Below are 10338 nucleotides of genomic sequence, written 5' to 3' on the forward strand. Positions count from 1 at the left end.
GTGCGGGGGTGGCGCCGGCGCGCCACAACGGGCAAGGTCGGTCAGCGCAGGTGACCGTCGCCGGTCACCACGTACTTGGTGCTGGTCAGCTCCGGCAGGCCCATCGGGCCGCGCGCGTGCAGCTTCTGCGTCGAGATGCCGATCTCCGCGCCGAATCCGAACTCGCCGCCGTCGGTGAACCGGGTGGACGCGTTGACCATGACCGCGGCCGAGTCCACCCGGGCCACGAACTCCCGGGCCGCCCGCTGCGAGTCGGTGACGATCGCCTCGGTGTGACCGGTGCCGTACCGGCGGATGTGCGCGACCGCCGCGTCGAGTGAGTCGACCACGGCGACCGAGATGTCGGCGGAGAGGTACTCGGTGCCGAAGTCCTCCTCGGTGGCCGGTACCACGGCGTCGGAGTGGGCGGCCACCTCGGGCGTGCCGTGCACGGTCACCCCGGCCTCGGCGAACGCGGCGAGCACCGCCGGCAGGAAGGCGTCGGCGACGTCGCGGTGCACCAGCAGCGACTCGGCGGTGTTGCAGGTGGACAGGCGCTGGGTCTTGGCGTTCAGCGTGACCGCAAGCGCCTTGCCGAGGTCGGCGGCGGCATCGACGTACACGTGGCAGTTGCCCACGCCGGTCTCGATCACCGGCACCGTCGACTCCTCGACCACGGCGCGGATCAGCGACGCGCCGCCGCGCGGGATCAGCACGTCGACCAGGCCGCGGGCGCGCATCAGTTCCTTGACCGAGTCACGGGTGCTGGAGTCGAGCAGCTGCACCGCGTCGGCCGGCAGCCCGGCGCCGGCGACCGCGTCGCGCAGCACCTCGACCAGCGCCGCGTTCGAGTGCGCGGCCGACGAGGAGCCGCGCAGCAGCGCCGCGTTGCCGGACTTCAGGCAGATCCCGGCCGCGTCGACTGTCACGTTCGGCCGGCCCTCGTAGACGATGCCGACGACCCCGAACGGCACCCGGATCTGGCGCAGCTCCAGGCCGTTCGGCAGCGTCGAGCCGCGTACCACCTCACCGACCGGATCGGGCAGCGCGGCCATCTGGCGCAGCGCGTCGGCGATCGCCGCCACCCGGCCCTCGTCGAGCGCGAGCCGGTCCAGCACGGCCGCGGACAGCCCGGCCTCGCGCCCGGCCGCCAGGTCCGCGGCGTTCGCCGCCAACACCTCGGGGGTACGCGCCACGAGCGCGTCGGCCATCGCGTGCAGCGCGGCGTCCTTGACGGTACGGGTGGCCGTGGCCAGGGCTTCTGCCGCGTCCCGGGCTCGCCGGGCCTGCTCGACGACGCTCATCGTGCGTACTCCTTCGGAGGTGTTTTAAGGAGGGGCCCCTTATTAACAGACGTCTGTTAATAAGGGGCCCTTGCTTACAGCAGGACGAGGTCGTCGCGGTGGACGACCTCACGTTCGTACGCCGGGCCGAGCGCCGCGGCGAGTTCGGAGGTGGAACGGCCGAGCAGGCCGGGCAGTTCCACCGCGTCGTAGTTGACCAGCCCGCGGGCCACCGGCGCGCCGGCGGTGTCGACCAGGTCGACCGGGTCCCCGGCGGTGAACGCGCCGTCGACGGCGGTGATGCCGGCGGGCAGCAGCGACTTGCGGCGGCCCACCACCGCCTGCACCGCGCCCGGGTCGAGGTGCAGGCGGCCCCGGGGCGCGGTGGCGTGCGCCAGCCAGAACAGGCGCGCGGCGGGACGGCGGCTGCTCGGGTGGAAGTACGTGCCGACGGGCTCCCCGGCCAGCGCCGGCGCGGCCAGCGGCGCGGCGGTCAGCACCACCGGGATGCCGAAGCCGGTCGCGATGCGGGCCGCCTCCACCTTCGTCACCATGCCCCCGGTGCCCACCCCGGCCCGGCCGGCCCCGCCGATGTCCACGCCCGCGAGGTCACCCTCGCCGTGCACCTCGGTGATGCGGGTGCTGCCCGGGCGGGCCGGGTTGCCGGTCCAGAGCGCGTCGACGTCGGAGAGCAGCACCAGCAGGTCGGCGTCGACGAGCGCGGCGACGAGCGCGGCGAGGCGGTCGTTGTCGCCGAACCGGATCTCCTCGGTGGCCACCGTGTCGTTCTCGTTGACGATCGGCACGGCCCGCAGGTCGAGCAGTTTCCGCAGCGTCCGGTACGCGTTGCGGTAGTGCGCGCGCCGGGTCACGTCGTCCACGGTGAGCAGCACCTGCCCGACGGTGCGGCCGTGCCGGGCGAACGCGGCAGCGTACCGTCCGATCAGCAGGCCCTGCCCGACGCTGGCGGCGGCCTGCTGGGTGGCCAGGTCGCGCGGGCGCCGGGGCAGCCGCAGCGGGGCGAGGCCGGCGGCGATCGCGCCGGAGGAGACCAGCACCACCTCGCGTCCGGCGGCGGCCAGCCCGCCGAGCGTGTCGACGAGCGCGTCGACCCGGGCGTCGTCCAGGCCGCCGGTCGCGGTGGTCAGCGAGGACGAACCGATCTTGACGACGATCCGGCGGGCCGAGGTGACTGCTTCGCGCACCCGACCATTCTGCGCGCTGCGGTCTGTGACGCCGCGGCGCGTTCCCATATCGTGGCAGCTCGTGACACCTGACGAGTACGTCGAGGCGGTGCTGGCACTTGTCGAGCGGATCCCGCCGGGCCGCGTGATGTCGTACGGGGCGGTGGCCGACGCGCTTGCCGACCGCTCCGGGCGGGCGTCGCCGCGGCTGGTCGGCTCGATCATGGCGCGGCACGGGGGCGGCGTGCCGTGGCACCGGGTGGTGAACTCGGCCGGCCGGCTGCCGCCGGGTCACGAGCGCAAGGCGCGGGAACGGCTGCTCGCCGAGGGGTGCCCGCTGCGCGGCGACCGGGTGGACCTGGCGGCGGCGTCCTGGTCGCCGGACGAGGGGTGACCCGACCGCGTCGGAGGCGGCCGGTCGATCGATCGCGACTCCGCTCAACGGGGCCGAGTCATCGCGGCCACTCGGAGAACGCGTGCCGGAGGTCGTGGATCTCAGCCGGGGTGAGGCGGTAGAGCGCGAAGACGGTGTCGGGGAGGCGGTCGAGGCGCTGCAGCGCGTCCTGGAACTCTTCGTCGGTGAGCGCCGGGTCGGCACGCCGTGCGAGGTCCACCAGGTCGTTCCTGCTGTACCGGCGGAGCGCGGCGGCTACGTCGATGTAGTCGCGGGGTTGAGCACGGGTCACCATGGCGGCGACTTTGGTGCCGATCACGTCGTCCAGGTGCAGCACCGGCCCGACGTCGAGCACGATCGGGCTGGCGCTGCGCGCGAAGCGCACGAGTTGCAGTCGTACGGTCCGGTCGTCGCGGCGAACCTCGAACTCGGTCATGTCGTGTTCGAAGCCGTAGAAGACATCGTCCAGCTCGGTGGGCTCGGCGATGGTCTCGACCTGAAACCCGGCATCGAGCAGGGTGGCGTGCACCAGCTCGGCGGCTGCGGTGACCCCGCCGTCGAGATCGGTGAACAGGTCCACGTCCTCGGTGGGACGGGCGCCGATGCCGTGGGCGATGAGGGCCTGGCCGCCGGCGAGGGCGAAGCCGTGTCGGCCGGCCACGGCGAGCGCGATACGGGCGACCTCGTGCTGGAACGGGTCCGGCGCGGGTGACATCAGGCGGCGACGTCCCGGGCGCGCAGCACCGGGTGGCTCTCTTCCCAGGCGCGGCGGACACCGCGGGGCACGTAAAGCTCGGGCCACAGCCGGACGAGGGTGGGTCCGTGCAGCCAGGTGCGCAGCTCGTCGGGATGAACGGCTTCGGTGAGCACCGTCTCGTACATCCAGGCGAGCAGCCCCGGAACGTCGAGGTCGACGTGCCGGTCGGGTTGCCAGAACAGCCGGTGGGGCAACTCGACGATGCCGGTGACCGGGCCCTGCAATTCGCTCAGGGCGGGGACCACGACCGCACGGCGGCCGGGGCGGGCCTCGTACGGTGCCCGCGAGCTGCGAACGGATCGGGCCGGGTCCATGCCCTACAGGGTAACGGTGCCGACCTGCGGCTTGTTGCGACTCGCGAGCGCCTGGCGGCATCGAACAAGCAGCGTCCGGGAGGGGATGTGACGCGAGCCATAACGTGAGTAGCATTCGGCTCCATGACAGCTTCGGGCCTGCCCCGCCGGGTGCACCTCGGATACGCGCTCGGTTCCCTGGTCACCGGCGCGTTCGGCACCGTGCCCGGGCTGCTCCTGCTGCCGTACCTCACCGACACGCTCGGCGTCGCCGCCGGGCTGGCCGCGCTGCTGGTGCTCCTGCCGAAGGCGTGGGACGTGCTGGTCAACCCGGTCGCCGGGCGGATCTCCGACCGGACCCGCTCCCGCTGGGGCGCCCGCCGCCCGTACCTGCTGGTCGGCGGGCTGGCGCTCGCCGTGCTGTTCGCCTCGATCTTCGCCGCGCCGTTCGCGAACGGTCCGGCCGCCGCCGCGTACGTGGCGTTGGCGTTCCTGGCGACAGCCACCGCGTTCGCGTTCTTCCAGGTGCCGTACGTGGCCATGCCGGCCGAGCTGACCGCCGACCCGGCGGAGCGTACCCGGCTGATGACCTGGCGGATCGCGGTGCTGGCGCTGGCCATCCTGGTCTCCGGCGCGGTGGCCCCGGCCGTGGTGAGCGCGGGCGGCGACGGCGTGCCCGGTCACCGGTGGATGGGCCTGTTCGTCGCCGCGCTCATCGTCGCCGGCACCGTCGGTGTGTTCCTGGGCACCCGGTCCGCGCCGACCGGCACGGTGGGGGAGAGCGAGCCGAGCCTGCGCGCCCAGCTCGCTGTCGCCACCGGCAACCGGCCGTTCCGGGTGCTGCTGATCTGCTTCGTGATCCAGTCCGCCGGGGTGGCCACCGTGCTGGCCGGGGTGAAGTACTTCGCCGGCCAGGTGCTGCGCGAGCCGGACAGCGGCCCGACGCTGCTGTTCGCCTGCTTCGTCGCACCCGCGCTGCTGGTCATGCCGCTGTGGTCGCGGGCCGGCGCCCGGCTGGGCAAGCGGGCGTCGCTGGTCGCCGCGTCGCTGATCTTCGCGGTGGGCGCGCTGACCCTGGTCGCCGCGCCCGCGCTGCCCGCCGCCGCGGCCTACGCGGTGGTCGCGGTGATCGGCGTCGGGTACGCGGGCCAGCAGGTGTTCGCGCTGGCCATGCTGCCGGACTGCATCGCGTACGACACGGCGCGCACCGGACGGCGGCAGGCCGGGGTGTTCACCGGGCTGTGGACCGCCGGGGAGACGTTCGGGCTGGCGCTGGGGCCGGGCATCTACGGGCTGGTGCTGCAGCTGTCCGGCTATGTCTCCTCGTCCACCGGTACCGCCGCCGTCCAGTCCGACACGGCCCGTCTCGGTGTGCTGCTCGGCTTCACCGTGCTGCCCGCCCTGCTGGTGGCGATCCCGCTGGTGCTGCTGCGCGGCTACACCCTGACCCCGGCCCAGCTGACCGCCGCCGCACCCGAGGCCGATGACGCCGCGCCGGCCGCGCGGGCGTGAGCACCCCGTCCACGAGAGGAACCACCCGATGACCGACACGGCAGGCGCCGGTGCGCTGCCCGCCCAGGGGATGCCCGCGGCGGACGTACTCGGCGAGATCCGCGCGCTGCGGGACGCCGACCGGCCCACGCACGGCGGGCGGCTGTTCGCGTACGTCTACGACCCCGGCGTGGCCGGTCTGGACGAGCTGGCGCAGGCCGCGTACGCGCAGAGCGCCCACGTCAACGGCCTCGACCCGACCGCGTTCCCGTCGCTGCTGGCGATGGAGAACGCGCTCGTCGGCGCCGCCGCCCGGCTGCTCGGCGGCGGCCCCGGCACCGGCGCGCCGGACGTGGTGGGCAGCGTCACCAGTGGCGGCACCGAGTCGCTGCTGCTCGCCGTCAAGGCGGCCCGGGACGCCCGCCCCGACCTGACCGAGCCGCGGATCGTGGCGCCGGCGAGCGCGCACGCCGCGTTCGCCAAGGCGGCGCACTACCTGCGGGTCGCTCTGGACACGGTGCCGGTCGACCCGGTGACGCTGCGCCCGGACGTGGCAGCGGTGGCCGCCGCGATCCGCCCGGAGACCGTGCTGGTGGTGGCGTCCGCGCCGTCGTACGCGCACGGGGTGGTCGACCCGGTCGCGGAGATCGCCGCCGTCGCGCAGGCGGCCGGGGTGCGATGCCACGTGGACGCCTGCTTCGGCGGCTGGGCGCTGCCCTGGCTACGGCGGCTCGGCGCGCCGGTGCCGCCGTTCGACTTCGCCGTGCCGGGGGTCACCTCGATCTCGGTGGACCAGCACAAGTACGCGTACGCGCCGAAGGGCGTCTCGGTGCTGCTGCACCGCGATCCGGCGCTGCGCGCCCCGCAGTTCTTCGCGTACGCGGACTGGCCCGGGTACACGATGGTCAACCCGGTGATCGCCTCCACCCGCTCCGGCGGGCCGATCGCCGCCGCGTACGCCACGCTGCGGCACCTCGGCGAGGACGGGTACCTGCGGCTTGCCGCCGCCACCCGGGACGCGGTCGCCGGGCTCGCCGACGCGATCCGGGCCACCGACGGGCTGCGGCTGATGGCCGAACCGGAGACCACTGTCGTCTGCTTCACCAGCGACGATCCGGGGCTCGACCTGTTCGTGCTGGTCGACGAGCTGACCGCGCGCGGCTGGCACACCCAGCCCCAGCTCACGTACGCCGATCTGCCGGCCAGCGTGCACCTGACGGTGACCGCGGCGGTGGCGCCCCGGGTGGCCGAGTTCGGCCCGGCGCTGGCCGAGGCGGTCGCGGCGGCCCGCGCCGCCGGGCCGGTGGTGCTGCCGCCGGAGCTGCTGGCGCTGGCCGGCAGCCTCACCCCGGAGGCGCTCACCCCCGATCTGGTGGCCGGGCTGGCGGGCGGGCTCGGCCTGGCGGCCGACGCCGGTGCGCCGGAGCGGATGGCGGTGGTCAACACACTGCTCGACGCCGCGCCGGCCCGGCTGCGGGAGCGGCTGCTCGCCGAGTTCGTCGGGTTGCTCCAGCGCCCGGCCTGGTGACGCGGACGCGGCCCGGCCTGGTCACGTGGACGCGGCCCGCCCGGAGACCGGGCGGGCCGTGTCGTGCGGTGTCTCAGCCGGCCGCGCCGACGCTGAACGTGGTGGTGTCGTCCGCCGGGTCGACGTCTGCGACCGGCTCGTTCACGTAGCGGGCCTCGACGGTGAACGTGCCGCTGCCCAGCACGCCGGCCGGCGTTCCGGCCGGTGCCCGCAGGACGACGTCGAACCTGCGCTCCTCGCCGGGCATGAACCGGCCGCCCGGGACGTCGAACGAGTCCGGGAAGCTGGGCAGGTCCTGCGGGTCGGTGCTCCAGACCTCGACCCCGGCGGGCAGGGCCGCCCGCGCGGCGAGCCGGAACGACGGCGCGTCGTTGCCGTAGCGCACCGTCACCGGCATGCGGCCCAGCAGGCTTCCGTCGGCCTGGCGGGTCAGCGTCACGTCACGACCGTTGACGGTCAGGTCCGTCTCGGTGGCCTGCCGGTAGACGCGCGGCGCGCGGACGCTGCCCGAGGTGGACCGGAACACGGTCGGGAAGAAGTCGCGGTCCGCGACCCGGGTGCCGCCGCCCGGCACCACCGCGATCGAGCCGCCCGGCGCGACCATCGGGTAGGCGCGCGCGGTCGTCCAGACCTGGAAGTTGAGCCGCAGGGCCCGGCTGTCGCCCGCCGCGACCCGGCCGCCGAAGCTGCCGATGACCCGGCGGTTGTCCACCAGGTCCTCGGTGAACCACGGCGTGCCGTCGTCGAGGCCGATGAACGAGGCGCCGGCCGGCTCGGTGATGCGCAGGTCGGCGACGCCGTCGGCCCGGCCCCGGTTGCTGATCGTCGCGGCCAGCGTGCCGACGTACCCCCGGTCGGTGGGCGTCAGCACCAGCGGCCCGGTGTCGACGGTCAGCCGTGCCGCCGCGGTGCCGCTCGTGGCGGCGGCGGGCGTGGCCAGCGCGAACAGCGCTGCCGCCCCGGCCAGCAGCGCGGTGGCGACTCGTGCCGTACGTGTGGTCATGACAGGTCCTCCGTGATCCCCGTGGTGGGCGGCGGTGGTTCCGTCCGCCCGACAGTGAAGACACCCGCCGGCCCCGGGGACAGTTGCCCGGGTTCCCTGTCGTGGGTACGACACCGGACCGCTGTGGTTGACTGTCTGCTCGGGGTTCACGGACAGCGGGAGGTCGGAGATGCAGCTGCCGGGCGTGCTCGGCGAGCCGATCCGGTTCGTGCTGAACTGGGGCCGCCGCTACTCGCTCTGGGTGTTCAACTTCGGCCTGGCCTGCTGCGCCATCGAGTTCATCGCGACCAGCATGGGCCGGCACGACTTCATGCGGCTCGGCGTGATCCCGTTCGCCCACGGCCCCCGGCAGGCCGACCTGATGGTGGTCAGCGGCACCGTCACCGACAAGATGGCCCCGGCGGTCAAGCGGCTCTACGACCAGATGCCCGAACCGAAGTACGTGATCTCGTTCGGCGCCTGCTCCAACTGCGGCGGCCCGTACTGGGACTCCTACTCGGTCACCAAGGGCGTCGACCAGCTCATCCCGGTCGACGTGTACGTGCCCGGCTGCCCGCCGCGCCCGGAGGCGCTGCTGCACGGCATCCTGCGCCTCCAGGAGAAGATCGCCGCCGAGCAGTCCGGCGTCGGCGGCGTGGCCCGCCCCGACGCGCTCGCCTCTCCGGCGGACGCTGTGGCGCGGCCGGTCGAGGCGCTGACCGCGCCGCCGGTCCGTCCGCCGCTCGGCTGAGCCGTCGGGTGGCGCCGCCGGTCTAGCCTGCGGCTCATGACCGACTTCGCGGAGAAGCGCTCCGCATTCATCATCGACGTGCTGACCGAGGAGTTCGGCGCGTCCATGGCGATCGACCCGGCGGCGTTCCGCCGTAAGTTCCGCAAGATGGCCGCGTCACCGTTCGCGTTCTACCGGGGCAGCGCGGCGCTGTTCTACGCCGACCAGCGCGGCGACTTCGGCAGCGACCGGTTCCTCGACGGCCGGACCAGCCGGGTGTGGATCCACGGCGACCTGCACGCCGAGAACTTCGGCACCTACATGAACGCCTCCGGGCAGCTCGTGTTCAACGTCAACGACTTCGACGAGGCGTACGTCGGGCCGTTCACCTGGGACCTGAAGCGCCTCGCGGCGAGCGTGGCGCTGATCGGCTACGCGAAGGCCCTCTCCGACCGGGTGATCGGCGAACTGGTCACCGGCTTCGCCCGGTCGTACCTGGCCGAGCTGCGGGCCATCGCGGCCGGCGGGGACGACGCGATCGGCTCGATCACGCTGGACAACGCCGACGGCGTGCTGCGCCGGGTGCTCCAGCAGGCGCGGCTGAACACCCGGGTGGACCTGCTCGCCGCGCAGACCACCGTCGACAACTACGAGCGCCGGTTCTCCCTCGGCGACGGCGTGCACGAGATCGACGACGCCACCCGGGAGAAGGTCTGCGCCGCGTTCGCCGACTACCTGCACACGCTGCCGGACTCGGCCGCCCGGCTGCGCCCGGTGGCCACCGGCATCAAGGACGTGGTGCTGCGCAAGGGCGTCGGCATCGGGTCGGCCGGGCTGCCGTCGTACAACCTGCTGCTGGAGGGGCACACCCAAGCGCTGGAGAACGACGTCGTCATCTACATGAAGCAGGCGCAGGTGCCGGCCGTGGCGCGGTACGTCGACGACGAGCGGGTCCGGTCGTACTTCCGGCACCAGGGGCACCGCACCGCCGAGTCGCAGCGCGCGTTGCAGGCGCACGCCGACCCGTGGCTGGGCTTCACCGAGCTGGACGGCGTCGGCCAGCTCGTCGCGGAGGTCTCCCCGTACGCGGCGGACCTCGACTGGGCCGACGTGAACGAGCCGGAGGAGCTGGCCGGGGTGCTCGCCGACCTGGGCCGCGCGGTGGCCCGGATGCACTCGGTGGCCGACGACGAGTCCAGCCACGACCTGGTCGACTACTCCACCGAGGAGGCGATCGTCGCTGCCGTCGACTCCGACCCGGACGGGTTCGTCGACTACCTGGTCGACTTCGCGCACCGGTACGGGATCCGGGCCCGCGAGGACCACCAGCTCTTCGTGGACCTGTTCCGCAACGGCCGGCTGCCCGGCATCTGAGGGCGCGGGGCGTCGACCGCGGCGCCCCGCCTCACTGCGTGAAGTCCAGCACCGCCTTGATGTCCTCGCCGGTGCGGGCGTACGCCTCCCGGTAGTTCGAGACCGGTACGCGGCGGGTGATCAGCGACGTCAGCCAGGACTGGTCCGCCTGGGCGAGCGCCTCGGCGGCCAGGTCCCAGTGCCGCCGGCCGGCGTTCACCGAGCCGAACACCACGTTGTTCTCCAGCACCAGCTCCCGGTTGAGCGCCCCGGCGTCGAAGTTGATGGTCCGTCCGCCGCTGGACACACCGGTCAGGCAGACGATCCCGGTGGGCGCGGCCTTGCACATGGCGTCCAGCACCAC

The 10338-nt window shown here is 73.9% G+C and carries 10 protein-coding genes and 1 pseudogene; 5 read left to right on the top strand and 6 right to left on the bottom strand.

All coding sequences use genetic code 11. The annotated features are described in order from the left end of the window. Nucleotides 1-41 precede the first annotated feature (41 nt). Together KBX39_RS11935 and proB are read right to left on the bottom strand one after the other, a co-directional pair. Complete coding sequence (locus KBX39_RS11935) at nucleotides 42-1283, bottom strand: glutamate-5-semialdehyde dehydrogenase (RefSeq protein ID WP_064446638.1); 1242 nt, start codon at nucleotides 1281-1283, stop codon at nucleotides 42-44. A gap of 74 nt (nucleotides 1284-1357) precedes the next feature. Further along, nucleotides 1358-2515, bottom strand: a complete 1158-nt coding sequence (gene proB / locus KBX39_RS11940; RefSeq protein ID WP_051611346.1) for a glutamate 5-kinase — start codon at nucleotides 2513-2515, stop codon at nucleotides 1358-1360. Nucleotides 2516-2528: 13 nt separating this feature from the next. Between proB and KBX39_RS11945 the strand changes: the two genes are divergently transcribed. Continuing rightward, nucleotides 2529-2840, top strand: coding sequence for an MGMT family protein (locus KBX39_RS11945; protein WP_043328189.1), 312 nt, complete (start codon nucleotides 2529-2531; stop codon nucleotides 2838-2840). Nucleotides 2841-2898: 58 nt separating this feature from the next. Here KBX39_RS11945 and KBX39_RS11950 read toward each other — a convergent pair whose 3' ends face one another. Continuing rightward, complete coding sequence (locus KBX39_RS11950) at nucleotides 2899-3555, bottom strand: nucleotidyl transferase AbiEii/AbiGii toxin family protein (protein WP_043328191.1); 657 nt, start codon at nucleotides 3553-3555, stop codon at nucleotides 2899-2901. After that, nucleotides 3555-3911, bottom strand: a complete 357-nt coding sequence (locus tag KBX39_RS11955) for a hypothetical protein (RefSeq protein ID WP_043328193.1) — start codon at nucleotides 3909-3911, stop codon at nucleotides 3555-3557. The genes KBX39_RS11950 and KBX39_RS11955 overlap by 1 nt, the downstream gene beginning before the upstream one ends. Nucleotides 3912-4034: 123 nt before the next feature. Here KBX39_RS11955 and KBX39_RS11960 point away from each other — a divergent pair, with 123 nt between their 5' ends. After that, nucleotides 4035-5402 carry an MFS transporter gene (locus KBX39_RS11960; protein ID WP_069088032.1) on the top strand — a complete coding sequence of 456 codons (1368 nt, stop codon included), beginning with the start codon at nucleotides 4035-4037 and terminating at the stop codon, nucleotides 5400-5402. Nucleotides 5403-5430: 28 nt separating this feature from the next. Then, complete coding sequence (locus KBX39_RS11965; protein WP_210870475.1) at nucleotides 5431-6909, top strand: aminotransferase class V-fold PLP-dependent enzyme; 1479 nt, start codon at nucleotides 5431-5433, stop codon at nucleotides 6907-6909. A 73-nt stretch (nucleotides 6910-6982) separates the two neighbouring features. Here KBX39_RS11965 and KBX39_RS11970 read toward each other — a convergent pair whose 3' ends face one another. After that, nucleotides 6983-7912 (bottom strand): hypothetical protein, encoded by a 930-nt coding sequence (locus KBX39_RS11970; protein ID WP_210870477.1) that lies wholly within the window; start codon nucleotides 7910-7912, stop codon nucleotides 6983-6985. 169 nt (nucleotides 7913-8081) lie between these two features. On the opposite strand from KBX39_RS11970, the gene KBX39_RS11975 reads away from it, so the two are divergent. Then, nucleotides 8082-8642, top strand: coding sequence for an NADH-quinone oxidoreductase subunit B (locus KBX39_RS11975; protein ID WP_043328197.1), 561 nt, complete (start codon nucleotides 8082-8084; stop codon nucleotides 8640-8642). Between the two features lie 36 nt (nucleotides 8643-8678). After that, nucleotides 8679-9995 (top strand): DUF2252 domain-containing protein, encoded by a 1317-nt coding sequence (locus KBX39_RS11980; protein WP_043328199.1) that lies wholly within the window; start codon nucleotides 8679-8681, stop codon nucleotides 9993-9995. Nucleotides 9996-10026: 31 nt separating this feature from the next. On the opposite strand, the pseudogene KBX39_RS11985 reads toward KBX39_RS11980, so the two are convergent. Continuing rightward, nucleotides 10027-10338: pseudogene (locus KBX39_RS11985) on the bottom strand (theronine dehydrogenase); the annotation flags it as partial.

Source organism: Micromonospora sp. D75 (assembly GCF_018070405.1).
GTDB lineage: Bacteria > Actinomycetota > Actinomycetes > Mycobacteriales > Micromonosporaceae > Micromonospora > Micromonospora chalcea.

What these genes read in the sequence shown, in the direction of transcription:
- KBX39_RS11935 (WP_064446638.1), bottom strand. Translation starts at nt 1,283, where the DNA reads ATGAGCGTCGTCGAGCAGGCCCGGCGAGCCCGGGACGCGGCAGAAGCC.
- proB (WP_051611346.1), bottom strand. Translation starts at nt 2,515, where the DNA reads ATGGGAACGCGCCGCGGCGTCACAGACCGCAGCGCGCAGAATGGTCGG.
- KBX39_RS11950 (WP_043328191.1), bottom strand. Translation starts at nt 3,555, where the DNA reads ATGTCACCCGCGCCGGACCCGTTCCAGCACGAGGTCGCCCGTATCGCG.
- KBX39_RS11955 (WP_043328193.1), bottom strand. Translation starts at nt 3,911, where the DNA reads ATGGACCCGGCCCGATCCGTTCGCAGCTCGCGGGCACCGTACGAGGCC.
- KBX39_RS11960 (WP_069088032.1), top strand. Translation starts at nt 4,035, where the DNA reads ATGACAGCTTCGGGCCTGCCCCGCCGGGTGCACCTCGGATACGCGCTC.
- KBX39_RS11965 (WP_210870475.1), top strand. Translation starts at nt 5,431, where the DNA reads ATGACCGACACGGCAGGCGCCGGTGCGCTGCCCGCCCAGGGGATGCCC.
- KBX39_RS11970 (WP_210870477.1), bottom strand. Translation starts at nt 7,912, where the DNA reads ATGACCACACGTACGGCACGAGTCGCCACCGCGCTGCTGGCCGGGGCG.
- KBX39_RS11975 (WP_043328197.1), top strand. Translation starts at nt 8,082, where the DNA reads ATGCAGCTGCCGGGCGTGCTCGGCGAGCCGATCCGGTTCGTGCTGAAC.
- KBX39_RS11980 (WP_043328199.1), top strand. Translation starts at nt 8,679, where the DNA reads ATGACCGACTTCGCGGAGAAGCGCTCCGCATTCATCATCGACGTGCTG.